23 protein-coding genes are annotated in these 24,791 nt (G+C 72.6%); 7 read left to right on the top strand and 16 right to left on the bottom strand.

Annotation, left to right across the window (positions count from 1 at the left end; genetic code table 11):
• Positions 1–26: 26 nt before the first annotated feature.
• From M8H82_RS06765 to M8H82_RS06710, 12 genes are all read right to left on the bottom strand, one after another.
• Entirely contained in the window at positions 27–1,520 is a 1,494-nt protein-coding gene (locus M8H82_RS06765; RefSeq protein ID WP_250071545.1) for a DEAD/DEAH box helicase, read from the bottom strand.
• Positions 1,521–1,762: 242 nt separating this feature from the next.
• Entirely contained in the window at positions 1,763–1,966 is a 204-nt protein-coding gene (locus M8H82_RS06760; protein ID WP_028799214.1) for a cold-shock protein, read from the bottom strand.
• 418 nt (positions 1,967–2,384) lie between these two features.
• Positions 2,385–2,852, bottom strand: coding sequence for a DUF5990 family protein (locus tag M8H82_RS06755; RefSeq protein WP_250071544.1), 468 nt, complete (start codon positions 2,850–2,852; stop codon positions 2,385–2,387).
• 8 nt (positions 2,853–2,860) lie between these two features.
• The gene (locus M8H82_RS06750) at positions 2,861–3,829 is read right to left on the bottom strand and encodes a threonine/serine dehydratase (protein ID WP_250071543.1); all 969 of its coding nucleotides are present in this window, start codon (positions 3,827–3,829) and stop codon (positions 2,861–2,863) included.
• 48 nt (positions 3,830–3,877) lie between these two features.
• Positions 3,878–4,552 carry an ABC transporter ATP-binding protein gene (locus M8H82_RS06745; RefSeq protein ID WP_250071542.1) on the bottom strand — a complete coding sequence of 225 codons (675 nt, stop codon included), beginning with the start codon at positions 4,550–4,552 and terminating at the stop codon, positions 3,878–3,880.
• Positions 4,545–5,456: an ABC transporter ATP-binding protein gene (locus tag M8H82_RS06740; RefSeq protein WP_250071756.1), complete on the bottom strand. Its 912-nt coding sequence runs from the start codon at positions 5,454–5,456 to the stop codon at positions 4,545–4,547. Before M8H82_RS06740 ends, M8H82_RS06745 begins: the two co-directional genes overlap by 8 nt.
• A gap of 56 nt (positions 5,457–5,512) precedes the next feature.
• Positions 5,513–6,394 (bottom strand): ABC transporter permease, encoded by an 882-nt coding sequence (locus tag M8H82_RS06735; RefSeq protein ID WP_250071541.1) that lies wholly within the window; start codon positions 6,392–6,394, stop codon positions 5,513–5,515.
• Entirely contained in the window at positions 6,384–7,352 is a 969-nt protein-coding gene (locus tag M8H82_RS06730) for an ABC transporter permease (protein ID WP_250071755.1), read from the bottom strand. The genes M8H82_RS06735 and M8H82_RS06730 overlap by 11 nt, the downstream gene beginning before the upstream one ends.
• A 20-nt stretch (positions 7,353–7,372) precedes the next feature.
• Complete coding sequence (locus M8H82_RS06725) at positions 7,373–8,956, bottom strand: ABC transporter substrate-binding protein (protein ID WP_250071540.1); 1,584 nt, start codon at positions 8,954–8,956, stop codon at positions 7,373–7,375.
• 142 nt (positions 8,957–9,098) lie between these two features.
• The gene (locus tag M8H82_RS06720; RefSeq protein WP_250071539.1) at positions 9,099–9,656 is read right to left on the bottom strand and encodes an N-acetyltransferase; all 558 of its coding nucleotides are present in this window, start codon (positions 9,654–9,656) and stop codon (positions 9,099–9,101) included.
• Between the two features lie 22 nt (positions 9,657–9,678).
• The gene (locus M8H82_RS06715) at positions 9,679–11,238 is read right to left on the bottom strand and encodes a mucoidy inhibitor MuiA family protein (protein ID WP_250071538.1); all 1,560 of its coding nucleotides are present in this window, start codon (positions 11,236–11,238) and stop codon (positions 9,679–9,681) included.
• A gap of 8 nt (positions 11,239–11,246) precedes the next feature.
• Positions 11,247–13,322 carry a DUF4139 domain-containing protein gene (locus tag M8H82_RS06710; protein WP_250071537.1) on the bottom strand — a complete coding sequence of 692 codons (2,076 nt, stop codon included), beginning with the start codon at positions 13,320–13,322 and terminating at the stop codon, positions 11,247–11,249.
• A gap of 202 nt (positions 13,323–13,524) precedes the next feature.
• On the opposite strand from M8H82_RS06710, the gene M8H82_RS06705 reads away from it, so the two are divergent.
• Complete coding sequence (locus M8H82_RS06705) at positions 13,525–13,983, top strand: SRPBCC family protein (RefSeq protein WP_250071536.1); 459 nt, start codon at positions 13,525–13,527, stop codon at positions 13,981–13,983.
• A 15-nt stretch (positions 13,984–13,998) separates the two neighbouring features.
• On the opposite strand, the gene M8H82_RS06700 is transcribed toward M8H82_RS06705, so the two are convergent.
• On the bottom strand, positions 13,999–14,667 hold the full coding sequence (locus M8H82_RS06700) for a hypothetical protein (RefSeq protein ID WP_250071535.1): 669 nt from the start codon (positions 14,665–14,667) through the stop codon (positions 13,999–14,001).
• A complete protein-coding gene (locus M8H82_RS06695; protein WP_250071534.1) occupies positions 14,664–16,307 on the bottom strand; it encodes a serine/threonine-protein kinase in 1,644 nt (547 codons plus the stop codon). Before M8H82_RS06695 ends, M8H82_RS06700 begins: the two co-directional genes overlap by 4 nt.
• 205 nt (positions 16,308–16,512) lie before the next feature.
• On the opposite strand from M8H82_RS06695, the gene M8H82_RS06690 reads away from it, so the two are divergent.
• The 4 genes from M8H82_RS06690 (at position 16,513) to M8H82_RS06675 (ending at position 20,707) form a co-directional block, all read left to right on the top strand.
• Complete coding sequence (locus tag M8H82_RS06690; protein WP_250071533.1) at positions 16,513–17,778, top strand: glycosyltransferase family 4 protein; 1,266 nt, start codon at positions 16,513–16,515, stop codon at positions 17,776–17,778.
• Positions 17,775–18,614: a transferase gene (locus M8H82_RS06685; protein WP_250071532.1), complete on the top strand. Its 840-nt coding sequence runs from the start codon at positions 17,775–17,777 to the stop codon at positions 18,612–18,614. Before M8H82_RS06690 ends, M8H82_RS06685 begins: the two co-directional genes overlap by 4 nt.
• A gap of 40 nt (positions 18,615–18,654) precedes the next feature.
• Complete coding sequence (locus M8H82_RS06680; RefSeq protein ID WP_250071531.1) at positions 18,655–19,377, top strand: hypothetical protein; 723 nt, start codon at positions 18,655–18,657, stop codon at positions 19,375–19,377.
• A 100-nt stretch (positions 19,378–19,477) separates the two neighbouring features.
• Positions 19,478–20,707 (top strand): PP2C family protein-serine/threonine phosphatase, encoded by a 1,230-nt coding sequence (locus M8H82_RS06675; protein ID WP_250071530.1) that lies wholly within the window; start codon positions 19,478–19,480, stop codon positions 20,705–20,707.
• A 21-nt stretch (positions 20,708–20,728) separates the two neighbouring features.
• Here M8H82_RS06675 and M8H82_RS06670 read toward each other — a convergent pair whose 3' ends face one another.
• Complete coding sequence (locus M8H82_RS06670; protein ID WP_250071529.1) at positions 20,729–20,905, bottom strand: hypothetical protein; 177 nt, start codon at positions 20,903–20,905, stop codon at positions 20,729–20,731.
• Between the two features lie 178 nt (positions 20,906–21,083).
• Here M8H82_RS06670 and M8H82_RS06665 point away from each other — a divergent pair, with 178 nt between their 5' ends.
• Both M8H82_RS06665 and M8H82_RS06660 read left to right on the top strand, forming a co-directional pair.
• Positions 21,084–22,268, top strand: coding sequence for a spore photoproduct lyase family protein (locus M8H82_RS06665; RefSeq protein WP_250071528.1), 1,185 nt, complete (start codon positions 21,084–21,086; stop codon positions 22,266–22,268).
• Positions 22,269–22,342: 74 nt separating this feature from the next.
• Positions 22,343–23,380, top strand: a complete 1,038-nt coding sequence (locus M8H82_RS06660; RefSeq protein ID WP_250071527.1) for a LacI family DNA-binding transcriptional regulator — start codon at positions 22,343–22,345, stop codon at positions 23,378–23,380.
• Between the two features lie 9 nt (positions 23,381–23,389).
• Here M8H82_RS06660 and M8H82_RS06655 read toward each other — a convergent pair whose 3' ends face one another.
• Entirely contained in the window at positions 23,390–24,457 is a 1,068-nt protein-coding gene (locus M8H82_RS06655) for an acyl-CoA desaturase (protein ID WP_250071526.1), read from the bottom strand.
• Positions 24,458–24,791 lie beyond the last annotated feature (334 nt).

Raw genomic sequence — 24,791 nt, 5'->3', positions numbered from 1 at the left:
GAGCCCAGGATCAAGCCGTCAGGTCGTCAGGCCGTCGCGTCGAAGGCGGACCGCTGCGGCCTGCGCCGTGCCGGTCGCCCGGTGGCGCGCCCCTGGGTGGGGCGGTCGTAGCGGCCTCGGGCCGACGGCGCCCCGGAGGACCCCGCACGGCGAGGACGGGCCACGGTCGGCGCGGCGATGACGACAGGCACACCCGAAGGAGCCTGGGCGCCGGTGATGCGGCTCAGCTCCTCCTCACCCGAACGCACCGCGGTGACCCGGGGGGCGATACCGGCCGAAGCCATCAGCCGGGTCATGCCGCGGCGCTGGCCGGGAGTGACGAGGGTCACGACGCTGCCGGACGCGCCGGCGCGGGCGGTACGGCCGCCGCGGTGCAGGTAGTCCTTGTGGTCGGCCGGAGGATCCACATTGACGACCAGGTCGAGGTTGTCCACGTGGATGCCGCGGGCCGCGACGTTGGTCGCCACCAGCACCGTGACCTGGCCGGTCTTGAACTGGGCGAGGGTTCGGGTGCGCTGGGGCTGGGACTTGCCGCCGTGCAGCGCCGCGGCGCGGACGCCGCTGGTGAGCAGGTGCTGGGTGAGGCGGTCCACGGCGTGCTTGGTGTCCAGGAACATGATCACCCGGCCGTCGCGCGCCGCGATCTCGGTGGTCGTCCGGTATTTGTCCGCCTCCTGCACGTGCAGCACGTGGTGCTCCATCGTGGTGACGGCTCCGGCCGAGGGGTCGACGGAGTGGACGACCGGGTCCGTCAGGTAGCGGCGGACGAGAAGGTCGACGTTGCGGTCCAGGGTGGCGGAGAACAGCATCCGCTGGCCCTCCGGGCGCACCTGGTCGAGCAGGGCGGTGACCTGGGGCATGAAGCCCATGTCGGCCATCTGGTCGGCCTCGTCGAGGACGGTGATGTCGACGTCGTCCAGTCGGCAGTGGCCCCGGTCGATGAGGTCCTTGAGCCGCCCCGGCGTCGCGACGACCACCTCGGCGCCGGTGCGCAGCGCGCCGGCCTGCCTGCCGATCGACATGCCGCCGACGACGGTGGCCAGTCGCAGCTTCACGGCGCGGGCGTACGGCGTGAGCGCGTCGGTCACCTGCTGGGCGAGCTCGCGGGTGGGGACGAGGATCAGGACCAGCGGCTGCCGCGGCGCGGCACTGCGGCCCGCCGTACGGGCCAGCACCGCCAGGCCGAAGGCGAGGGTCTTGCCCGAACCGGTGCGGCCACGGCCGAGCACGTCACGGCCGGCCAGCGTGTTCGGCAGCGTCGCCGCCTGGATCGGGAACGGCTCGGTCACGCCCTGACGGCCGAGCGTCGCCAGCAGCGGCGACGGGAGGGCGAGATCGGTGAACGCCTCGACGGCGGGCAGCGGGGGCGTCGTCGTCACCGGCAGTGCGAATTCGCCCTGCGGGGCGGTCGGCCGGCGGCTGGAGCCCTGGTAACGCCGCGGAGCTCCCGAGCGCTGGGCCGGGGCACCCCCGGAGCGGTCGTAGGGGCGGGTCGAGCGGGGAGTGCGTGCGCGGTTCAAGCGGAACCTTCCTCGATGTGGGTGCGTAGGCACGTAGCAAGGAATTTTCCGCAGCAAAATGAACGGCGCAGAGAATCGCGAGAACGGGCCCGTTGATGTGGGCGCCGAGTCGTATCGACGGGGAATGCGTCACCTATAGGTGACGCGCTGGGGTCTCCCGTCACGCGCCCTGAAATGCAGCGAGCTGGGGCCCGCACCCCAAGGTGCGGGCCCCAGCTGCGAAGTTATGCGTTGCTGCCGTGTCAGGCGGGAACGATGTTCTCCGCCGTCGGGCCCTTCTGGCCCTGCGCGATGTCGAAGGACACCTTCTGGCCTTCCAGCAGCTCACGGAAGCCCTGGGTGGCGATGTTCGAGTAGTGGGCGAAGACGTCGGCGCCGCCGCCGTCCTGCTCGATGAAGCCGAAGCCCTTTTCCGCGTTGAACCACTTCACGGTGCCAGTAGCCATGTTAATTCTCCTTCGGAGACGATGATTCGAAATTCGCCCTGTGCGGATTCCGGGTCGCCCGTGCTGATTACCCCGTAGGAAAATGAACCTTCTGGCAACCACACCTGCAACTGACGACGACATTAGCACGGCGTGATCGGCCCCGCACGGTCCTCAATTCGGTCCCGGATCGCAGGTCGGGGAATACTCGCCGGGCGCCTCAGCTATTTCTCACTTGGCGACGACAGATATTGATTCCCGGGGACGACCTGTTCTGCCGGTTTCGGGTGCCCGCACCGCGGTGACCTGCCCCGATGCGCCTGGCGCCGCCGCCTTGACCGTCGGCGGACGGGTCAACGGCGGACACCTTGATTGCCCCCGTGGGGATGAAGGTCACATCGGCGGAAAGGGCTCGACACACCGCGGGGGAGGCGGGTTCCTAGCCGGTGGGTGCGGCGGTCCAGGTGACGTGCGGCGGTTCGACGCGGGCGCACAGGGGCCCGCCTTCCGCGTCGGTCAGGCCGAGGCGTCCGATCAGCAGCCCGTCACGTTCGGCGGCGGCGAGCACGTCGGCGGGGATGACGTCGAGCATGAGCTTGGCGCGGCGGAACATCGAGAGGACGCCTGCCTCGTCCGCCGTGCACCACGACAGGTAGATGAACCGCCGGCCCAGCCGGTTCTGCACGTAAGGGCCCGCGATCTCGGTGCCGGTCGGCGAGTCGCTGGTGGTGCACTCCAGGGTCCAGGTGGCGGACGGCGCGTCACCGGGCTGCGGGTCGAGGAGTTCAGCAGGACGGTCCCGGCGTTGCACGGCGACGCGGAGATTGTCGTAGGCGGGGACTTTGCCGTCGGTACGGGCGGGGCGGGTGAGGCCGGGCAGGTCGACGGCGTCGATGCGGATGCGCATGGCGGCCATCATCCACCCATGCCGACCCAGCGGTGATAGCTGTCCATGTCGACGTTGCTGCCACACACGACGGTGGCGACGTGGCGGCCGGCGAAGCGGGCACGGTCTTCGAGGATCGCGGCGATGCCGAGCGCTGCCGAGGGTTCGACGACGAGGCCGGCGTGGGAGAGGAGCAGCCGCATGCCGGCGATGATCGACGTCTCCTGGACCAGGACGGCGTCGTCGGCGACCAGGAGGAGGTCGTCCAGGACGGCCGGGATGGGGTGGCGGCCGGCGACGCCGTCGGCGATGGTGTCGGCTGAGTCGGTGGTGACGACGCGGCGTCGGTGCCATGAGCGGGTCAACGCCGGTGCGCCCAGCGGCTGGACGCAGATCACCTCGACGCCGGGTGCCAGGGCTTTCAGCACATGACCGATGCCGGTGGCCAGCGCTCCGCCGCCGAGGGCGATCAAGACGGTGTCGAAGGAGGGCGCGCTGTCCGCCAGTTCCAGGCCGATGGTCGCCGCGCCCTCGCACGTCTCGAGGTCCAGGCTGTCCTCGAGCAGCCGGATGCCGTCGTACCGTGCGATGGCCGCCGCCCGCTCGCGCGCCGTCTCGTGGTCGCCGTCCACCAGCTCCAGCCGGGCGCCCAGCGCGCGGATGCGGTCGAGCTTGGCCGCGGTAGCGCAGCGGGAGGCCACGACGGTCACGTCGAGGCCCCGGCCGCGACCGGACCAGGCGAGCGCCTGGCCGAGGTTGCCCGCGCTGGCGCACACCACGGCCTGCGGGCCGTGCTCGGCGAGCAGGCTCGCGACCAGTTCGGTGCCGCGGGCCTTGAAGCTGCGGACCGGGTTCGCCGTTTCGAGCTTGATGCTCACCGCGCAGCCGAGGGCGGGCTCCAGCGCCTCGCAGCGGTAGAGGGGGGTGTCGAGGAACTGCGGGTCGATGACTCGGCGGGCCGCCCGGATCCGGGCGGTGTCGAGGCGGGTCTCCTGCACGGTACGCAAGCGTAACGTCGTCGGCTCCGGCCCCGGGGGGTGTCGCGCTCACGCCGTCCGTGCGGTGCGGCCGGTGATGTCGTCCCAGTGGAGCGTGCGGTCGCACCAGCGGTTCAGGAGCACCTGGTCGTGGCCGACGGCGAGCAGGCCGGCGCCGCTGGTGGCGCGGTACTCCTCGACGGCTGCCACGAGAGCGGCGGTGGTGGACGCGTCGAGCATCGCGGTCATCTCGTCGCAGATCAGCCAGCGCGGGCGGAGCACCAGGGCCCGGGCCAGACAGGCGCGTTGGAGCTGGCCGTCGCTGACCTCGTGGGGGCGGCGGCGCAGGAGGTCGGGGGTGAGGCCGACGGTCGACGCCAACTCCGCCACCCGCTCCGGGACTTGCCGGCGGAGGCCGTTGGCGCGCAAGGGCTCGGCGATGAGGTCGGTGAGCGGCAGCCGGGGATCGGCGGAGACACGGGGCTGCTGGAAGACGACGCCGACGGCGGTGCGCTGGGCGCGTGGGGCGCGGTGGCGCCAGCGGCGCACCGGTTCTCCGTCGAGCGTCACGGTGCCGGCGTCGGGGCGGTGCAGCAGCGCCGCGACCCGGGCGAGGGTGGACTTGCCGCAGCCGCTGGGGCCGAGCAGGCCGACGGCCTCGCCGGGGGCGACGGTCACGCCGGCACCGCGCACGACGGGGGTCCTTCTGTCGTATCCGGCGGTGATGTCGTGCAGGTCAAGCACGGAGGTCCTCCCGTACGTGCGGGTGGTGGCAGGCGATGCCGTCGGTCGTCCGGGGGAGTGCGGCACAGGCGCCCGTGGCCCGCTGGCAGCGGGGGGCGAAGGCGCAGCCGCCGGGGAGGTCGCCGAGTTCGGGCGGCAGGCCCGGGATCGGGGTGAAGGCGCGGTCGGGGAGGGCGTCGAGGAGGCCGCGGCTGTAGGGGTGGCGAGGGCCCGGTGCCCCGAAGAACGCTTTGGCGTCCGCGAGTTCGACGATCCGGCCCGCGTACATCACGGCCACCCGGTCGGCGATGCGCTCGGCGGCGGCCAGGTCGTGGGTGATCATGAGCAGGGCGTGCTGTCCGGTGTCGACGTGACGGCGCAGTTCGGTCACCGTGTGGTCGACCAGGTCGCGGTCGAGGCCGGTGGTGGGTTCGTCGGCGAGGAGCATGCGGGCGTCGCCGACGAGGGCGAGGGCGGTGGCGGCGCGCTGGGCGAGGCCGCCGGAGAGTTCGTGGGGATGGCGGTCGAGGTGGTCGGCGGGGAAGGCGGCGCGTTCGGCGGCGGCCTCGGCCGCGTGTCGTACGGCGGCCCGCCCGCGGACGCCGGTCAGCGCGCCGACCGTTTCCTCCAGGTGGGACCGGACGGTGCGGACGGGGGTGAGGTGGGCGGCGGGGCTCTGCGGTACGAGCCCGATCAGGCGGCCCCGGACGGTGCGGGCGAGGGTGCGTTCGTCGGCGGCGAGGAGGTCCAGGTCGCCGAGGCGGGCCTCGCCCGCGGCCTGGGCGTTGGCGGGCAGCAGCCCCAGCAGGGCCGAGGCGAGGACCGACTTGCCGCAGCCGCTCTCCCCGATCAGGGCCAGGCACTCACCCGCGGCCACGTCGAAGCGGACGTCGGTGACGGCCGCGATCCGGCGGGCGCCGGGCATCAGGAAGCGTACGGACAGTCCGCGTACGGAGAGCACGGGAGGACCGGCTGGGGGCGTCACAGCATCAGCTCCGATCGGCGCCGGGGGTTGATCCGCTCCCGCCAGGCGCCGGTGAGACCGGCGAGGGCGAGGGTGGGCACGATGATGAACAGGCCGGGGAAGAGGGTGGGCCACCACTGCCCGGCGAGCAGGGAACCCTGGGCGCCCTGAATGAGGGTGCCGAGGCTGGCGGTGTGGGTGGGCAGGCCCAGGCCCAGGAAGGACAGTGCCGACTCGTGCCACATGGCGTGCGGCACCATCAGTACGGCGGCCAGCGCGGCCTGCGGCAGTACGCCGGGCAGCAGATGCCGTACCGCCACGCGCCGCCGGGAGGCGCCCCCGGAGACGGCGGCGTCGACGTACGGCCGCGAGCGCAGGGACAGCGTCTCCGCGCGCACGATCCGTGCGGTGGACAGCCAGTGGGTGAGCGCCACGGAGACCACCACCGGCCACACACCGGGCCGGAACATGGCCACGATGAAGATGCCCAGCAGCAGGTGCGGGACGGCGGAGACCGTGTCGACGATCCGCATGAGACCCCGGTCGACCCAGCCGCCCAGCGCTCCGGCGGTCGCCCCGACGGCCGTGCCGAGCACGGTCGCCGCGAGCGCCGCCGCCACCCCGACCAGCAGGGAGACGCGCAGTCCGTAGACGCAGCGCACCAGCAGGTCCCGGCCGAGGTCGTCGGTGCCGAAGGGGTGGGCCCAGCTCGGCGGGAGGAGCTTGGCGGACAGGTCGACGGCCTGCTGGTCGAGTTGGACCAGCGGCGGTACCAGGAGGACGGCGAGAACGGTCGCGGCAACCAGCGCGGCCGAGACACGCACCCGCACCGTTCGGGTGGAGCGGCGGTTCTCGCCGTAGGAGCGCCAGGCCGTCGCGGGAGGTGATTCACATGTCACTGAACTTCACCCTCGGGTCGAACAGGCCGTAGAGCAGGTCGGCGAGGAGATTGCCGACCAGTACGGCGGCGGTGGCCAGCGTGGTGAGTGCGGCGAGGAGCGGGAAGTCGACGGCGGTGGCCGCCTCGACGGTCGCCGCCGCGATGCCGGGCCAGCTGAAGACGCTCTCCACCAGCAGGGCGCCGGTGATGAGTTCGGGGACCCTGGAGCCGACGAGGGTGAGGACCGGCAGCAGCCCGGAGCGCAGGGCGTGGCCGAGCAGCACGGTCCGTTCGCTCGACCCGCGTGCGCGGGCGCCCCGTACCGGGTCCTCGGCGAGCGCGTCGGCGACGCCCTGGCGGACGTACAGGGTGAACCAGGGGAGTTGGGAGACGGCGAGCACTCCGGCCGGCAGCACGATGTGGCTCGCGACCTGGCCGGGGGTGACCTGCTCGCTCGCGGTGTCGGTCAGGCCGCCCGCCGGGAGCACGCCGAGTTCGAGGGCGAACAGCCAGACGGCCAGCAGGGCGAGCCAGAAGACGGGCGCCGCCTCCAGGGCGTACGCGGCGGAGGTGATCGTCCGGTCGAGGAGCGAGCCGCGACGGCGGGCCGCCAGGACGCCCAGCAGCGTGCCGGTGAGCACCGCCATCACGAACGCGACCGCGCACAGCAGCGAGGACCAGACGAGGCGTTCGCCGATCACCTGGGCCACCGGCTGCCGCATCACGCTGGACTGGCCGAGGTCGCCGCCGAGCGCCGCGGTGAGCCAGTCCCACCAGCGGCTGGTGAACGGCTGGTCCACGCCCAGGTTCTGGCGCAGCCGCTCCAGCGTCTCCGTGTCGGCGCCGAGCGCCGCCGTGCCGGCGTACGCCTTGACCGGGTCGAAGGGGGAGGCGGCGGCGATCGCGAAGACACCGAAGGTGACCACGAGCAGGATCGGGGCGATGAACAGCAGCCGTCGCCCCGCCAGGCGGGCCATCGCTCCCCAGGGCAGTGCGGTCACTTCTTCGGCTGCCAGGCTTCGAGGTTCCACCAGGGGCCGCTGGCGAAGCCGTGCTCGTGCGGCTCGATCTGCGTGGTCAGGCCCGCCCAGCGGTCGGCGAGGACGTAGACGTGGTCGATGTGGGTGAGGAAGGTGTAGCCGGGGTTCTTCACCAGCTCGCGCTGGAGTCCGGCGTAGGCGGCCTTCCGGGTCGCCTCGTCCGAGCTGCGGCGGCCGGTGTCCAGTGCCTGGTCCACGACCGGGTCGTCGTAGCGGGCCATGTTGTTGTAGCCGTCGCCGGCGAGGGAGGAGTGCAGCAGCGTGTAGAGGCCGTAGTCGGGGTCGCCGTTGCTGCCGAAGCCGGCCAGCACCGCGTCGTCCTTCATGCGCGGCTCGATGACCTCCCAGGTGGCGCTCTCCACCTTCACCTCGATGCCGGCCTTCTTGGCGTCGGAGGCGTAGGCGAGGGCGTGGTCCTGGCGGACCTTGTCGCCGGAGGGGTACAGCAGGGTGAAGGAGGCCCGCCGTCCGTCCTTGGCGCGGACACCGCCCTCACCGGTCCTCCAGCCGGCCTCGTCGAGGATCCGCTGCGCTGTGGCGAGGTCGTGCTCGCGCTCGATGCCGGGGGCGAACCAGGGGTCGTCGACGGGCAGCGGCCCGTACGCGGGGCGGCCGGCGCCGTCGAGGATCGTGTCGACCATGGCCCGGCGGTCCACGGCCGCGTCGAGGGCCTGCCGGATCGCCCGGTCGCCGGTGACCTCGTTCTCCTCGGGGAGGGTGACCGCGCGGAAGTCGTAGGTCTTCGCCTCGTACGTCGTCGTGCCGCTGTCCTTCGCGAAGGTGGCGGCGAGGTTGGGCGGCAGGACGGCGCCGTCGAGGTCGCCGGAGCGCAGCCGGGTGGCGCGCACGTTGTCGTCCTCGATGATCGCCATGGTCACCTTCGTCACCTTCGGCGCGCCGCCCCAGTACTCGGGGTTGGCCTTGAAGGTGAGCTTCTCGCCCTTGCGCCAGGAGGTGAGCACATAGGGGCCGGTGCCGACCGGCTCGGTGTTGAACGGGCCGGTGTTGGGGTCCTGCTCGCCGGCGATGTGCTCGGGGACGATGGGCAGCACGGTGCGCCCGGCAAAGGGGGCGTAGGGGTACTTGAGGTCGAAGACCACCGTGTCGTCGCCGTCCGCGCGGACCCGCTCGACGGCGGCCAGTTCGCTGCGGCTGGTGTTGTTGGTCTTCGCGTCGAGGATCGTCTCGTACGTGTAGACCACGTCGGCGGCGGTCAGGGGCTCGCCGTCGCTGAACTTCACGCCCTCGCGCAGGGTGTAGGTGTAGGTGAGGCCGTCGGCGGCGACCTCGGGCAGCGCCTTGGCCAGGGCGGGCTTCAGCTTCAGGTCGGCGTCCCGGGCGAGGAGGCCGTCGAAGATCTTCGAGTTGCCGTCCTTGCCGTAGCCGAGCAGAGGGCTGAGCGTGTCCGGTTCGGAGGCCACGCCGATCACGACGGAGTCGGCCGTGTCGCCACCGGTGCCGGTGCCGGGGGCCGAGCAGGCGGCGACGCCCGTGAGTATCGCCGCCGTGGCGGCGGCTGTCCGTATCCGTCGGACCGTCATGCGACCTCACACCCTTATCGAAGATCCAAAGCTGTTGCATATTAATTGCAATAAGGGGTGTGGTGGTACGCGGGGTGGGGTGGCGGAGGGCGGGCGGCGGAGGCGTGCGGTGTCACGGGCTGGTCGGCGGGGGCGCCGCCGCTCAGCGCAGGTCGAGCAGCATGACGTCGTGGAGGTCCGCGCCGGAGCCCCCGGGGCGTCCCTCACCGACCTTGCGGTACCCCCACGCCCGGTACGCGGCCGATGCCGCCTCGCTCGCCGGATGGACGTTCAGCAGCACCCGCTCGGCTCGGACGGCGCCGAGAAGTGTCGTGTGCAGACGTCGTGCGACACCCTGTCCGCGCCAGGGCTCACGCACCGCGAACTCCATCAGGCCGAAGGTGCGGTGCCCGTCCTCGCGCCGCATGTCGTCGGACACGGGCTCGGTCAGCTCGTCCCACCACACCGCCTCGGGCGCGAGCATGTGGCCGTACGCCATGCCGACCGGCTCGCCGTCCCTCGTGCGGGCCAGGGCGGCGCGGAACGTGGGGTTGGCGGTCTGCACAGGGAAGCGGCGGAAGGCGGCGGCGACGTCGTCCTCGGTCTCGTGGAACGGGGGCCCGGCGAACGCTTCGGCGTAGATCAGCCTGAACGCGTGCGCGGCACGAGCAGCGGATGAGCCGTCCATGTGCGCGACGGCGACGGTCTGTTGCTGCGTCATGTGGCCCTCCACCGCCCCGTCCTCAGAGCCCGCTGACCTTGCCGCCCGCGGAGACCTCGTACACGAGGGTGACCGTGCGGCGGGCGCCGGGCGGCAGGGCGATGTCCCAGCGGACGATGCCCTCGTCGTCGACCGCGTGGGGGGCGGGGGAGCAGCCCTCCTTGCGCAGCCGTACGTCCACGGCCGAGACCTCGGAGACCGGGATCCGTTCCCGCAGCACCACGGTCTGCTCGCCGTCCGCTCCCGGAGCGGAGAAGCGGGACAGGTGCAGGCGCACCGTGTGGGTGACCGTGGTCCGCTGGGTCATGGTGGCGGTGTCGCGGGACTCCTCAGCGTACCGCACCACCCGGTAGTCGTCGTGGCTGCCGAACGCGAGCTCGACGGGCCCGCCGGGAGCGGTGAAATCGAGGGTGCCGCGGCCGCTGAACCCGCTGCCGCGCACCAGGTCCACGGGGCCGGCGAGCAGCGCGTGCCCGGAGGAGTTGTCGAACCGCACCACCTGGGTCACCAGCGGGGACAGTTCGGGGGAGCAGGCGTACTCGCTGCGCGCGGGCGCCGTGACGCGGGAGAGCGGAACGCGGTGGGCGCGTCCGTCGGCCGGGACGGAGACGGGTGCGGGGGAGCGCAGCACCCGGGTCTCACCGCCGTCGTCCACGCCGGGCAGGCCGAGCACGGGGGCCGGGCCGAGGTCGGCGATCTCCTGTTCGCGCACCTCCACCTCGACCGTGCGCCGCTCGGCGGGGGAGCGGTCGGTCAGGGTCAGCCGGTCCTCGACCAGGGTCGGTGGTTCGTTCGCCGCGGCGGAGCGGGCCGTCGACAGCGTGAGGGCCACGTCGGACCAGTCCTCGCCGGTGCGCTGCCAGACCATGGCGTCCGTCTCCAGCGTCACGGTGTCCGCGTCGAGCACGGCCCGGTAGGCGGGGCGCCACAGCGCGCAGGGGACGAGGTGGGTCAGCCGCAGCCGCGCCGGCCCCGCGGCCGCGGACCGTACGGCCAGCTCGACATGGGCGAGCAGCTCGGCGGGCCGGTGCTCGGACAGACGGATGGCGTGCTCGGTCTCCTGCAGTTCGGTGGCGAGCGTCGTCAGCCGGGCCTGCGCGGTGCGCAACTCCTCGCTGCGGGTGTCGCGTTCGTCGTCCACGCGGTCCAGTTCCCGGCTCCAGCGCGTCGGGTCCGTCTCGCCGGTTCCGGCTCCCTCGCCTATCTCGCGCAGGAGGTCCGCGGCGAGCCGGCCCAGCAGGTCCAGGCGGGTGCGCAGCCGGTCGGTGCGCTGCTCCAGCGTGCGGCGCTCCTCCTCCAGAGCGTGCACGCGCAGGCGCAGCGCCGAGTCGTCGGCGGCGGGCAGGGGCCCGCGCGGTGTCCAGGCGCGCACGATGCGGGCGTCGAGGACGGTTGCCTGGTGGTCGGCGGTCAGCTCGGCGTGCAGGGTGCGGTCGACGGCGAGGGCGCTGACCGGCCCGAGCCGCAGCCGCTGCACACCGGCCCGCAGGTCGAGGGCGAGGGTGCGTTCGACCTGGGCGCGGTCCTCCAGGCAGGTGACGGCGGTGACGGGGGCGGGGATCAGTTCCGGATCCGTGGGCATGGTGTGTGTCAGCTCCTGCGGTTGCCGCCGACCAGAGCCTTCGCGGCCGGAATACGGATGTCGTAGCCGCCGTGCAGCGCGACGGTGCCGCCGGGCGGCAGGTCGACACGCCACACGCGGGTGCCGGGGGCATGGTGATCGGGCCCCGCGCCGTCGTCGGGCACCGTCCAGTCGGCCCGTTCGTCGATGCGCACATCGGGATCGGAGGTGACCGGCACCTGTTCGCGGACCTCGACGGAGACGGGCCGGGCGAGCCGGTTGGCCAGGTCCACCTGGACGCGGTGCTCGAGCACGGTGACGTTGTTGCGCAGGCCCGCCGTGGACTCGTTGAGGTGGGTGCGCCGGGTGACCTGGACGCCCTCGGCGGGTCCGAGGCCCATCCGGCGGACACCGCCGGGGGCGAGCGTGGGCAGCGCGGCGGTCAGCAGGAAGTCGTCGTCGACGGTGACCTCCACCGGACCGGCCAGCAGCGCCTGGTCGGTGGCGTTGGACAGGACGAGGGTCCCGTACACCCGCTGCTCCGCGGACGGCACGCACAGGTACTCGGTCCGCAGACCGACCGGGATCTCGCTGATGGTGACGGTGTGCCAGGTGCCGTCCGAGGGGATGTCCGCGCGGGCGACGGCGTCGTACCGGTGGTCGAAGGAACCCGCCGACTCCCGGGGGCGTACCGCGTGCCCGGGCAGCGGCAGCGAGGCCACCGCCTCGGCGCGGCGGCGGTGTTCGACGGCCACCGGGTCGAACGGTGCGTCGGGGAACAGCCGGCCCCGGCGCGCGGCGGGCTCGTCGGGGCCGCTGAGGTGGAGCGCGGCGTAGTCGAGTTCGTCGCCGCTGGGGCGCGGCGGACCGGTCACCGGCGCGGGGGGCGGCGGGGCGATCGGGCCGGAGGGTGCTGGTGGCGGCGGGGGTCCTCCGGCGGCCGGTGCCATGGCGGCGAGAGCGGGGGCCGGTGCGCCGCCCGCTCTGCCTCGGGGGCGGGCGAGTGGCTGCGGTGGGGCCTGCCCGTAGGCCGTGGAGCGGTCGGGCCCGTCGGCCTGCGCCCCGCGGGCGCTGCCCGGTTCGCCGGGCCGTGCGGGTGCTCCGCTGTAGGCCGGGGGCGCGGGGAGGGGAGGCGGGACGGGACCGCCGACGGCGATCGGGGACGCGGGGCTCGTACGCGGCTGAGGGCGCGGGCCCGCCGAGTCGTACCCGGTGAACAGGTCGCCCAGGCCCGTCGGCGGTTCGCGCCAGCCGGACGGCGCGGGTACGGGCTGACGGCGGCCGATGCGCAGCGAGCGCAGCTTGGGCAGGTCGGTGCGGCGCCGCAGATCGGCGGTGGCCAGGGCGATGCGCACCCCGGTCCAGTCCTCCCCGGTGCGCTGTGCGACCGAGGCACGCAGCACCAGGCTGCCGCTGTCGGCGCTCTGACGGTAGGCCAGCCGGTAGGCCGGGACCCAGACGGCACCCGGAACGCCGTACTCCAGCTCCAGTTCCACCTCACCGGACCCGTCCAGGGTCAGGACGGCGCAGACCGTGGTCCGGACGTGGGCGGAGGGGGCGTCGGTGGAGGCCCGGGCCAGGCGGTCGGCGGCGACGGTGAGTTCGTGGTCGAGGCGGTCCAGCTCCGTCTCCAGTTCGGCGAGGCGGTCGTGCAGGGCCGTCAGCCGTTCGTCCACGAAGTCGGCGAGGGTCAGCCACGCTTCGGCGGGCGTGCGGCGGTGCGGGTCCTCACGCTTGCGCGGCGGCGGAACCGGGCGCAGGTCCGTGACCTCCGCGATGCGCGCGAGCACCCGGTCGCGGCGCCCCTGCACCGCGCCGTGGGCGTCGCGCAGCCGCTCCACTTCGTGCCGCAACGCGTGGGAGGAGCCGGTGGCGGACGGCTCGGCGTCCACCTCCCCCCGTACCTCGGTGACCCGCACCGCGCTGTCGCCGAGCACGCGGGCGCGCAGCGACCCCGGGTCCAGCGAGCGAGGCAGTCCCGTCACCCGTACCCGCCCGTCCGGCGGCACGGAACCCCGCGCCCGCCGGCTGCACATGGCGCCCTGCGCGTACACCACGACCGCGTCGAGGGCCGACGCCCACCGCGGTGTCTCCTCGGACTTCATACGTGCCGCCCCCGTCGTATCCGTGCCGCGCGAAGCCTAGCGCCCACCGCACCGCACGCGCCGGGCGGTGGTCCCAACCGGCGTCACGCTCGCGGGAGACCGGCCGGTCCCGTAGGGTCCCGCTGAGGCAGTCGGGCGGTCCGACACGTTCCTTCGAACCGCGTCGCGGACACCGCAGGGCTGAAGTGACCGAGGAGCGCTCATGTCAGGAACGTTCGAAGCGACCGTGGAGATCGACCGGCCCGTCGAGGCGGTGTTCGAGTATCTCGCCGACGGACGCAACGATCCCCAGTTCAGCCCCCGGGTGCAGAAGATCGAAAGGGTGCCCGACGCGCCGACGGCCGTGGGGACGGTCTTCCGCAGCACCGTCAAGGACGCCGGGATGAAGACGGCACGGGAGTTCCGCATCACCGCGCTCGAAGCCCCCGGACTGATCCGGTGGGCCGAGGTGTCGAAGAACAGCGTGACCGCGAGCGAGGGCGGTTACGACCTGGAGCCCCTGCCCGACGGCCGGACCCGGCTGCGTATCTTCAACGTCCTGGAAGGCCATGGCCTGGGCAAGCTCCTCGTCGGCCTGGCGCTCGCCGCCGCCCGCAAGGATGCCCCGGCGTTCGGTGCCCGGATCAAAGCAGCGGCCGAGTCGGCGATTCCCGCCGGCTGAGCCGTCGCCGAACCGTCAGGGACAGGCGTACGTGAACTGAGCCGTGACCGTTCTGCCGGTCGGCGAGAGGATCTGCAGGTCGGCCCGCGCCGTGCGGTGGCCCTCGCCCTGGAAGGTCCATCTCAGGTGCAGGCGTGCCTGCTTCTGGTCCCGGACCATCACTTCGCGCAGGACGCCGGAGGTGGTGCCGTCGCTTCGGGTCCAGCGGTAGGAGAGCGTGCCGGGCCTGCCGTTCGTCGTCACCACGCCCACGATGTCCGCCGTCTGCTCGCACTCCAGAACCGTCGGCCGTGCCGTGACGGCGACCGTGCTCACCTCGACGGACGGCCCGAGGCGCTGCCAGGCGAGGAACGCCAGGACGCAGACCAGCACCAGCGCGGGCAGCGCGTGTCTGCGCCACGGGCGGCGCGGGGGCGCCGGGGGTGCGGTCATCGTCGGGAGGGTGACGTGGGTGCGGTGTGCGACGGCGGCGGTGACGCCCGGGCCGAAGCGCAGCACGGTGCCGTCGACGCGGTCGGGTGCGGGCGCCGCCCGGGTCTCCTCGACGAGCGTGGCGTCGGAGGCCGGTCCCTGCACCCAGTGGCTGGCCAGCACGGTGGCGCTGTACTCGGCCGACGCGGGGACCTGCGTCGGTTCCTCGCGGTCCTCGGTCCGTGCGGGGGTGCGGTCGTGGTGAGCGGTCATCGGATGTCGCACCGCCTGGTCAGGAGCTGCTGGGAGGCGGCACCGCCGGCGGCGCCGGGGTCGGTGGCGGCTTGGACGGTCCAGTAGCAGCCGGTGTTCTGGAACGTGTGGGCGACGGTGATCGCGTAGCTGGTGGATCCGCTGCGCGTGAAGGTCTGCGGCGCTCCGTCGGCGGGGCCGGGCTGTCCGCCGGTGTCGCTCGTGGACCACGAGACCGTGACGGAGATGGGCCCGGTGCCGTCCGTGGTGACGTTGAGGGTGGCGGTGGCGGTCGTGGGGCCCGTCTGACTGAAGCCGGACACCGAGACGGCCTTGACGGCGGGCGCGGCCGGGGTCGGGGGAGGGGCGGTCGTGGGGGCCGCCGTGCTCTCGGTGCCCGTGGGCGGTGGCGTCGTCCCCTCGCCTCCGGCCGCGGGGGGTTCCTCGCTCTCGGTGGCCGCAGGGTCCGAGGGCGACGGGTCGGCCGAGGCCGACGGGCTCTCCGACGTGCTGGAGGTCGAGGCGGGGGAGGCGGACGAGGCCGGCGCGGTGGTCCCCGCCGGTTCCGCGTCGGACCGGGCGCTGGTCGTGGCCAGGGCCTCCGCCGCCTGCTGTGCCGCGGTGTCGGGGGCGAACGGGGTGCCGTAGGCCAGAAGCGCTCCGAGGACGACCGCGGCGACCGACACCAGCATGCCGGGGCGGTCGGGCATCCAGGACCGGGCGGGGACGGGGCCCGGGCCCTGCCGGGGCAGGATCGTGCGCGCGGTGTCCGTGGTCGTGCGAGGCGCCCCCCGGCCGGACGGCAGCAGCAGGGGCAGCAGCGCCACCAGGGCGGCGAGCCGTCCCCGGCCCCGTTCCTCCCAGTCGGGCCCGTAGGCGGTGCCGGCGACCGCCTCCAGTTCCGTGACGAACTCCGCTGCCTGCGCGGGCCGTTGCGCCGGGTCCTTGGCCAGACCGCGGCGGACGAGCTCCCGTACGGCCTCGGGCGCCTCCTCGTCAGGGACAGGCGCCTCGACGTGCTGCAACGCCAGTTCGGCGACGTTGCCGCCGGAGAAGGGCCTGCGGCCCGTCAGGCACTCGAAGAAGGTGGCCGTGGCGGCGTAGACGTCGGCGGCGGGCGAGGCGGGCGCGCCGGTCCACTGCTCGGGGGACATGTAGGACGGGGTGCCCGCCACGCCCGCGCTGGTGCCCGAGTCCACCGCGATCCCGAAGTCGACGAGCTTGGAGGATCCGTCCGGCACGACCAGGACGTTCTCCGGCTTGTAGTCGCGGTGGACGACTCCGACACGGTGGGCGTCGGCCAGGCCGAGCAGCGAACCCTTGAGGATGACGAGCGCGGCTTCCGGGTCGAGCGGGCCGTGGCGGGTCAGCAGGGTCCGCAGGGAGACGCCGTCCACCAGCTCCATCACGATGGCGGCGCCGTGCGGGCTCTCCACGTACTCGTACAGACCGGTGACGTAGGGGCTCTCCAGGCCGCCGAGCAGGCGTGCCTCGGCGCGGAAGCCGTACACGAAGCCGGGCCGGGTGAGCAGCGACTCGCTGAGGTACTTCACCGCGACCGGGACACCGGTCTCCTCATGGACGGCCAGGACGACCCGCCCGCTCGCTCCCGAGCCCAGTTCGAGCGAATCGGTGTAGCCGGGCACTTCCCATGTGCTCATCGCATCCCCCAAGTGGCGGAGCCCTCACCCGCTCCGCAATGACGGGCCATGCGCTCAGAGACACATTTTCGGCCAGAGCGGTTGCGTGACCAGACGCAACGGTGAGACGTACCCGGACCGTGACACAGCCGGGAATCATGATCGGAAAGGGAACAAACCGATAACAGCAGGCAACGGAACGGGGGTTGGAGAGGTCTAGTCCGCCATGAAGATCTCTTTTCTGATCCACAACGCCTACGGCATCGGAGGCACGATCACCACGACCCTCAATCTGGCCCAGGCACTGGCCGCCCGCCACGACGTGGAGGTCGTTTCGGTGTTACGGCATCGGGAACGCCCGAATTTCACCGTGGATCCGAGAGTGTCCCTGCGACCGCTGGTCGACCTGCGGACGGAGAAGGACGATCCGCTGCATCTGAGACCCGCGCGCGTGTTCCCCGCCGCCGAGTACCGCTACCAGCAGTACAGCGAGCTGACCGACCGGCGCATCGCCGAGTGGCTGGAAGGAACGGATGCCGACGTGGTCATCGGCACCCGTCCCGGGCTCAACGTGCACCTGGCGTCCCAGGCCCCGCCCCATGTCGTCCGCGTCGGGCAGGAGCACCTCACCCTCGACAACCACCCGCCGGCGCTGCGCACCGCGCTGCGCCGGGCCTACCGGGGGCTGGACGTGCTCACCACGGTCACGGAGGCGGACGCCGCCGCCTACCGGCGCAAGATGCGGTTGCCCGGCGTCCTGGTGGAGGCGCTGCCCAACAGCGTCCCCGACCCCGTCCTGCCCGCCGCGGACGGCCGCGCCAAAGTGGTGGTCGCGGCCGGGCGGCTGGTCCCGGTGAAACGTTACGACCTCCTCGTGGAGGCATTCGCCCGGGTGGCCGCCGAGCACCCCGACTGGCAGCTGCGGATCTATGGCAAGGGGGAGGAGCGGGACCGGCTGCGCGGGCTCATCCAGCGCCTGGGCCTGTACGACAACGTCTTCCTCATGGGTGCCGCGGCCCCGATGGAGGCGGAGTGGGTCAAGGGCTCGATCGGCGCTGCCGCGTCCAACTTCGAGCCGTTCGGCATGACCCTCGTCGAGGCGATGCGCTGCGGTCTCCCCGTGGTGAGCACCGACTGCCCCTACGGCCCCGGCGAGATCATCAAGGACGGGGAGGACGGCCGGCTGGTGCCGGTCGGGGACAGCGCGGCGCTGGGTGACGCCCTGCTGGAACTCGTCGGTGACGACGAGCGGCGCCGGCGCATGGGCCGCACGGCCGTCCAGAACGCCCGGCGCTTCGCCCCGGGGCCCGTCGTGGAGCAGGCCGAACGCCTCATCGACGAGGCGATATCGGCGAGATTGGCCGGGCGACCGGTCGCCCCGGAACGCGACCGGCTCCATCGCACCCTGGTCAGCCGGGGCTTCGCCGCGCGCGACGCCGCCCATGCCGCGGCCGGCAGTGCGCTGCGCGCCGTACGGAGAGGACAGCGATGAACCCGGAACCCGACACGACACAGGACACGCAGCTCCGTGTCCACTGCACGGCCGACGCGGACGGCCGCCTCACCTTCCGCCTCCCCGCCCTTGCCGCGCCAGGGCCCCAGGTGCTGCTGCGGTTGCGTCCGAAGAAGGGACAGACCGAGGAAACCGTTCACGTCCTCGATGTCGAAGCGGTGGACGACGGCACCTGGCGCGCCGTCCTGGAACCGCGGCCCGCCCTTGCCGAGGGACGCTGGGACGTGTACCTCCTGCCCGAACCGGGAGCGCCGCGTCAGCGACTGCGTCCCGGCCTGCGGGACGTGCGGGCCCTGGTCGACGGGCACACCCTGGACCGGCCCTCGCCGGTGGCGGTGCGGGTGCCGTACCCCACCAAGGACGGCTATCTCGCGGTACGGGCGTGGTTGCGCACCGCGCATGCCGAGGTCGAGCGCATGGCCGTGACGGACGGGTCGATGACGGTCACGGCGCGGATGCACGGTGCCGCGCTGGAGGCCGGTGCCGTCGTACGCCTGCGTGCGAGGGGCGCCAAGGGCGCTGTACTGACCCGTGAGCCGCAGGTCGACAGCGGTTCCCGGCAGTTCTCCTTCACCGTGGACTACGCGGAGCTGGTCGCGGCCGATGCCGTCGGCGACCGCGTCTGGGACCTCAGCGTGCACCCTGGATCCGGCGCGGGAGCCACCGCCCGTATCGGCCGTCTGCTGGACGACCTGGCGGAGCGCAAGGAAATCTTCGTGTACCCGTCGGCCGCGGTCGCCGGCGTCGCCGTGCGCCCGTACTACACGGTCGACAACGACCTCTCCGTGGAGGTGACATCTGCCCAGCACCGGTGAGCCCCGGCGGCCGTCCTTCGGCGGCTATCGGACGGGTGGCTTGTGGGCAGCGGCGGCGATCTCCTTCGGCGCTCTGATCGTCGGCTCGGCCGTCGCCCTGTTCGGCATGATCGAGTTCGACGAGCGGTGCATGCAAGGCCTGACGACCGGGCCGGGCGAGCTCCTGCGGACGCGGGACCAGGCCTTTCCGCCGGCGACGATCTGCGAGTTCCAGCACGGCGACGTCGCCTCGATCGGTGGCCGGGGAGTGCTGGGCGTACTGCTCTGGGGCTGTCTGCTGGTGATGGTCGTCTGCCTGTTCGTGGCGCTGATCGCGGAGTGCTGCGAGCCGCCGCTCGGCAGTGATCTGGTCGTGCCGAGGACGCGAACGGAGAAGCTCCGCCGCACGGGGACGGCGCTCTTCGTGACCGGCTCGGTGTTCGTCATGTGCTACGCGCTGGCCGGGTGGCAGCTGTTCGCGGGACCGTCATCGGTCTGCTCGGCGGGCGGGGAGTGGGGAGAGCACGCCCTCAGGACACTGGAGTACAGCTTCTTCCCGCCCCAGGCGACCTGCCAGTACACCAGCGGCATGACACGGCGGATGAACCCCGACTGGCTGGCGTCACTGACCGTGGAATTGTCGCTTCCCGCACTGCTGGCGGGCATCGGCTTCGCCCTCGCGTGGCGGCGCTGGGCCGTGGAGCGGCGGGAGTCCGCGGCGGCGGGTGACGGCGGTGACGCCACCCAGGGAGGGCGCTGGAGCTCTCCGCCCTCGTACGGGTGATCGTGCAGTTCCCCGAAGGGAGTACTGCCAGGGCCCCGGGTCCCGTTCGCTTCTATCGTGGAACGTCTCACCCACGCTCGGCGCCGAGGCAGGGCAGTACATGCGGGAACCGCAGATCGACTACGCGGCGGTCTTCCATGCCCTGCCCGGCATGGTGGCCCTGCTCACGCCCGAGCTGGTCTACGTCGACGCCAACGAGGACTTCCTGCGGCTGGCCGGGCGCACCCGCGAGCAGGTGGTGGGCCGGTACATCTTCGACGTCTTCCCCGAGAACCCCAACGAACCGGCCGCCGCCGGCATGCGCGAGACCCGGGAGTCGATGCAGCGGGCCGTGGCCACCGGCGAGCGCGACACCATGGCGCTGCTCCGCTACGACATCGAGGACCCCCAGCGGCCCGGTCACTGGCAGGAGCACTACTGGAGCCCCGTCAACGCGCCCGTCCTCGACGACAAGGGAGAGGTGGTGCTGCTGGTGCACCGGGTGGAGGAGGTCACCGGCCTCATCCGCGCATTCGGCCGCCGGGGCGGCGACAGCCGGGACCGCGTACTGGAGGCCGAGCTCTACACGAGGGCCCGCGAACTCCAGCAAGTCAACGAAAGGCTGCGCAAGGCGCACGCCCGCGAACGAGAGGTGGCCCTGGCGCTGCAGGCGGCGATGCTGCCACCGCCCGGCCCGAGCGGCCCGCACCCCGCGGCCGTGCGCTACCAACCCGCCATCGGCGCCCTGAACGTCTGTGGTGACTGGTACGACCTCGTCGACCTGCCCGACGGGGGCCTCGCGGTCGCTGTGGGCGACGTCGTAGGCCATGGCCTGGCGGCCGCCTGCGTCATGGGGCAGCTGCGCAGTGCCCTGAGCGCGGCCTGCCGGGTCGCGGACGGGCCGGCCCAGGCCCTGGACGCGCTCGGTCTGTACGCCCGCTCGGTCGACGCCGCCGAGTCGAGCACCGCGGCCGCGGCCTTCGTCGACTGGGGCGCCCGCTCCGTCCGCTACAGCTGCGCCGGCCACCCGCCGCCTGCACTGCTCCGCCCCGACGGCGCCGTGATCTTCCTCGACCAGGCCACCGACCCCCCGCTCGGCGCCCGACCCGACCACGTTCCCCGGGTCCAGGCCAGTACGCCGTTCACGGAGGGCAGCGTCCTGGTCCTGTACACGGACGGTCTGATCGAGCGCCGCGACGAGGACATCGACGTCGGCCTGGGCCGGCTCGCCGAGTCGCTCACCCGGCACCGGCACGCCGACTTCGAGGCCCTCGCCGACGCTCTGCTGTCCGACCTCCTCCCGCCCACCGGCAACACCGACGACACGGCTCTGGTCGTCATCCGCCTCTGAGCCGCCGCACCGGCATGCCCGTCACCGCCGACGGGTCCGGGACCCCCAGCCGCTTCCGATGCCGGCGACGTGCAGCGCCAGCAGGGCCAGTCCGACCAGCATCACGTTGGTCGAGGTGAACACGTCGTTGGTCGAGATCTCCGCCGCATTGATGAGCCAGGCGATGAGAAAAAGAACCGCCGCAATGATCGCCAGCACTGTGTGCCTCCTGAGTTCGTCCGGTTGTCGTAACCCCGTATGCCCCCGGCGAGGCGATGGACACGGTCATGTCAGGGGTGAAGCCCACGGGGTGCGCTCGCGGTCCTCACGCGGCCGTAGAGTGGAAGGTCCGGATGCGCCCTTAGCGGCACTCCCGCACCACCCCACCGGAGCCCTCATGCACCACCCGTCCACCGACCCGGACGACGGCTCCGGCACGCTGTTCGGGCTGGACGCCCTCGACCCCGGGCCCGCCCCCGCCCCCGCCCCCTCCCGCGACCCCCTCTTCCGGGACTCCCCGGCGGCCCGCCGTCTGCTGCCGGTGCGGGAGATCTACGCGGAGCCCGCCGCGGCGGCGTCCCCGCGAGGCCGACAGGTCCTGAGCCGCTTTCCCGAGGCGCGGCTGATCACCGTGGACTCCCACTGGCGCATCCCCGGCCTGCACGGCAACGAGGGCAACGTCGACCGCTGGGTCCGCATCAAGGGTGAGACGGTCGTCCTCGGCGAGAAGAAGACGCTCACCACCCGCCCCAACGGCCGGTCCGCCGACTGGATCGCCCCGGGCACCTCCAACGGCTGCGCCATGGCCTGCGCGTACTGCTACGTGCCGCGCCGCAAGGGGTACGCCAACCCGATCACCGTCTTCACCAACATCGACCGGATCATCGCCCACCTCTCCCGGCACGTCGCACGCCACGGTCCCAAGCCGGAGCCGAACCAGTGCGACGCATCGTCGTGGGTGTACGACATCGGGGAGAACGGCGACTGCTCGGTCGACGACCTGATCTGCGACAACACCGGGGACCTCGTCCATGCCTTCCGGCGGTGGCCCACCGCCAAGGCGTCGTTCGCCACCAAGTTCGTCAACCCCGACCTCCTCGCCCTTGACCCCGGCGGCCGCACCCGCATCCGCTTCTCCCTGATGCCGCCCGACGACTCCCGCCTGCTGGACGTGCGGACCTCACCCGTCGCCGAGCGCATCGCCGCCGCCGCGGACTTCCTCGACGCCGGCTACGAGGTGCACTTCAACCTCTCACCGGTGGTCGTCCGGCCCGGCTGGCAGGCCGCCTGGGCGGAGCTGCTGCGGCAGCTGGACGACGTCCTGCCGGAGCGGGTGAAGCGGCAGGCCGCCGCCGAGGTGATCATGCTGACGCACAACCGGGAACTGCACGACGTCAACCTCGGCTGGCACCCCCGCGCCGAGGACGTGCTGTGGCGGCCGGAACTCCAGCAGAGCAAACGGTCCGAGAACGGGGCCCTCAATGTCCGCTACCGCAACGGCGTCAAGGCGGAGGCGGTCGATTCCCTGCGTTCGCTGATCCGCCTCCACGCCCCCTGGCTGGACGTCCGCTACGCCTTCTGACCTGCCGCCCCTTCCCGGGAACAGCACCGGGAGAGCGCTCCCCGAAGCCCTCGCCCACCGGGTAGGGTGCGGGCATGATCAGGCGGCTGCCGACCCTGGAGGACGTCGCGCGGGAGGCGGGGGTCTCACGGGCGACCGTTTCCCGGGTCATCAACGGTGTGCGGAACGTCGATCCCGCCATCCAGAGCGTGGTGCGCGACGCCGTCGCGCGTACCGGGTACTCACCGAACAGGGCCGCGCGCTCCCTGGTCACCCGGCGCGCCGAGACCATCGCGCTGGTGGTCTCCGGAGCGGGCGAACCTGAGGGCGAGAAGGGCTCGTTCGCCGCGCGGATGCTGGCCGACCCCTTCTTCGGCCGGGTGGCCGCCGGAGTGATCGACTTCCTGCGCCCGCGGTCGATGCACCCGGTGCTGATGTTCGCCGACTCCGAGGCGACCCGGGCCGAGGTGGTGGCCTATGTGCGGCAGGGCAGCGCGGACGGCGCCCTGGTGGTCTCCACGCACGCGGAGGACCCGCTGCCCGGGTTGCTCGCCGAGGCGGCCCTGCCCTGTGTGCTGTTCGCGCGTCCGGCCCGGCCGGTCCCGGTCAGCTACGTGGACTTGGCCCACGCCGACGGTGGCCGACTGGCCGCCGAGCACCTGCTGGCCCGCGGGTGCCGACGGCTCGCGACGGTCACCGGGCCGCTGGACGTGCCCGCCGGACAGGACCGCCTGGCCGGGTTCAGGGACGCCCTGGCGCGGCGCGGTCACCCCTACATCCCGATCGTCGAGGGCGGCTTCACCTACGACAGCGGTGCTACGGCGATGGCACGACTGCTGACCGAACACCCTCATATCGACGCGGTGTTCGTGGCCAACGACCTGATGGCGCAGGGAGCCTGCGATGTGTTGCGGGACCACGGCAGGCGGGTGCCGGACGATGTCGCGGTGATCGGGTTCGACGACTCCAGCGCGGCTCTGGCCTGCCGGCCCGCGCTGACCACCGTCCGGCAGCCGATGGAGGAGATGGCGGGCACGATGGCGCAGCTCCTCCAGGAGCACATCGAGGGCGGCCGCGCCGAGCCCACCTCGGTCATCTTCGAACCGGAACTCGTCGTGCGCGCGTCGGCGTAGGAACCGGGTTCAGCTGTCGGCGCGCAGTGGCTCTCCCACGTCGTGCATGTGCCGCAGCGCCTGGCGGTAGGAGTCGACGAGGCCGGTCTCGGCGTAGGGAATGCCGAGGTCGCGGCAGTGGGCCTTCACCATGGACTGGGCGAGCCTCAGGTGGGGGCGGGGCATGCTGGGGAACAGGTGGTGCTCGATCTGGTAGTTGAGGCCGCCGAGGAACCAGTCGGTGAGGACACCGCCCTTGATGTTGCGGGAGGTGAGGACTTGCCGTCGTAGGTGTCCCCACTTGTCGCCGTCGGGGTCGGGCATGTCCATCCCCTTGTGGTTGGGTGCGAAGGCCATCCCCAGGTGCAGCCCGAACAGGGCCTGGTGGAGCGCGGCGAAGACGAGGGCGTGCGCGAGCGGCATGGTCGTCAGGAGCAGGGTGACGTACCCGGCGACATGGGTGATGAGCAGCGCGCCCTCCACCAGGCGCTCACGCCCGCGCTGGCGGCGCAGGTCCCTGAAGCCGGAGAGCTTCAGGGCGAGGCCTTCGAGGAGGGTGAGAGGGAAGAAGAGCCATGCCTGGTGGCGGGTGAGCCAGCCGCGGAAGCCCGTGCGGTCGGCGGCCTGCTCGCTGGTGAAGACGAGGACGTCGGCGGCGACGTCGGGATCCTTGTCGATGTGGTTGGGGTTGGCGTGGTGGCGGTTGTGCTTGTCGTTCCACCACGCGTAGCTCATGCCCAGGAGCAGGTTGCCGTGGATGAGCCCGATGGCGCGGTTCGTGGCGCGGTTGCCGCTGATCTGGGCATGGCCCGCGTCGTGCCCGATGAACGCCGTGCGGGCACCCAGGATCGCCAGGACGGGGGCGAGAGCGAGCACCCACCACGAGGCGCCGACGAGTGCCATGCCGGTGACGACGGCGGCCAGGCCGAGGGCGTTGCTGACGATGGTGCGCGCGTACCAGCCGGCGCGCCGGTCGAGGAGCCGCTGCCCCTTCACGGCCCGCAGGAGAGGGGTGAACTCGCTGCTCGTATCCGGTGGCGACGGCCTCTCGGTGGCCTTCCGGGGATGCGGCAGGGTGGTTTCGCCGGCCAAGGGCATGGGCGTACTCCGGTGTTCGGCGGGGTGGATGGTGAGGGTGCGGTGCGATGCGTCCGTCCGTGGATCGAACCTACGGATCCGATGTGCCGACGGACCATGGAGCCATCACCCGGCCGAGCCGGGGGAGCGCCCGCGGACTCACGGGGGGTTGTCCGCAGGTCGCGCGGTGGCGTGCCGTCTCCTTCGCCTGTTCATTGGCTGACAGGCGGTCGTTCTGTAAGCTTTGTCCAGATCGTCCTTGCTCTGTCCCGGGCAACGCCCTTGGCCGACAGGGTTTTCAGGTGTGGGGCGATTTCTTTTTCACGAATCGGTGTGCGGGCAATTCTTCGGGGTA

It is taken from the genome of Streptomyces sp. YS415 (assembly GCF_023544665.1).
Taxonomy (GTDB): Bacteria; Actinomycetota; Actinomycetes; order Streptomycetales; family Streptomycetaceae; genus Streptomyces.
The sequence above is the reverse complement of the archived record's forward strand: the minus strand, read 5'-3'. Positions and strand labels throughout refer to the sequence as shown.

What these genes read in the sequence shown, in the direction of transcription:
- M8H82_RS06760 (WP_028799214.1), bottom strand. Translation starts at nt 1,966, where the DNA reads ATGGCTACTGGCACCGTGAAGTGGTTCAACGCGGAAAAGGGCTTCGGC.
- M8H82_RS06755 (WP_250071544.1), bottom strand. Translation starts at nt 2,852, where the DNA reads ATGCGCATCCGCATCGACGCCGTCGACCTGCCCGGCCTCACCCGCCCC.
- M8H82_RS06740 (WP_250071756.1), bottom strand. Translation starts at nt 5,456, where the DNA reads ATGCCCGGCGCCCGCCGGATCGCGGCCGTCACCGACGTCCGCTTCGAC.
- M8H82_RS06730 (WP_250071755.1), bottom strand. Translation starts at nt 7,352, where the DNA reads ATGGCCCGCCTGGCGGGGCGACGGCTGCTGTTCATCGCCCCGATCCTG.
- M8H82_RS06725 (WP_250071540.1), bottom strand. Translation starts at nt 8,956, where the DNA reads ATGACGGTCCGACGGATACGGACAGCCGCCGCCACGGCGGCGATACTC.
- M8H82_RS06720 (WP_250071539.1), bottom strand. Translation starts at nt 9,656, where the DNA reads ATGACGCAGCAACAGACCGTCGCCGTCGCGCACATGGACGGCTCATCC.
- M8H82_RS06715 (WP_250071538.1), bottom strand. Translation starts at nt 11,238, where the DNA reads ATGCCCACGGATCCGGAACTGATCCCCGCCCCCGTCACCGCCGTCACC.
- M8H82_RS06710 (WP_250071537.1), bottom strand. Translation starts at nt 13,322, where the DNA reads ATGAAGTCCGAGGAGACACCGCGGTGGGCGTCGGCCCTCGACGCGGTC.
- M8H82_RS06705 (WP_250071536.1), top strand. Translation starts at nt 13,525, where the DNA reads ATGTCAGGAACGTTCGAAGCGACCGTGGAGATCGACCGGCCCGTCGAG.
- M8H82_RS06700 (WP_250071535.1), bottom strand. Translation starts at nt 14,667, where the DNA reads ATGACCGCTCACCACGACCGCACCCCCGCACGGACCGAGGACCGCGAG.
- M8H82_RS06695 (WP_250071534.1), bottom strand. Translation starts at nt 16,307, where the DNA reads ATGAGCACATGGGAAGTGCCCGGCTACACCGATTCGCTCGAACTGGGC.
- M8H82_RS06690 (WP_250071533.1), top strand. Translation starts at nt 16,513, where the DNA reads ATGAAGATCTCTTTTCTGATCCACAACGCCTACGGCATCGGAGGCACG.
- M8H82_RS06685 (WP_250071532.1), top strand. Translation starts at nt 17,775, where the DNA reads ATGAACCCGGAACCCGACACGACACAGGACACGCAGCTCCGTGTCCAC.
- M8H82_RS06675 (WP_250071530.1), top strand. Translation starts at nt 19,478, where the DNA reads ATGCGGGAACCGCAGATCGACTACGCGGCGGTCTTCCATGCCCTGCCC.
- M8H82_RS06665 (WP_250071528.1), top strand. Translation starts at nt 21,084, where the DNA reads ATGCACCACCCGTCCACCGACCCGGACGACGGCTCCGGCACGCTGTTC.
- M8H82_RS06660 (WP_250071527.1), top strand. Translation starts at nt 22,343, where the DNA reads ATGATCAGGCGGCTGCCGACCCTGGAGGACGTCGCGCGGGAGGCGGGG.
- M8H82_RS06655 (WP_250071526.1), bottom strand. Translation starts at nt 24,457, where the DNA reads ATGCCCTTGGCCGGCGAAACCACCCTGCCGCATCCCCGGAAGGCCACC.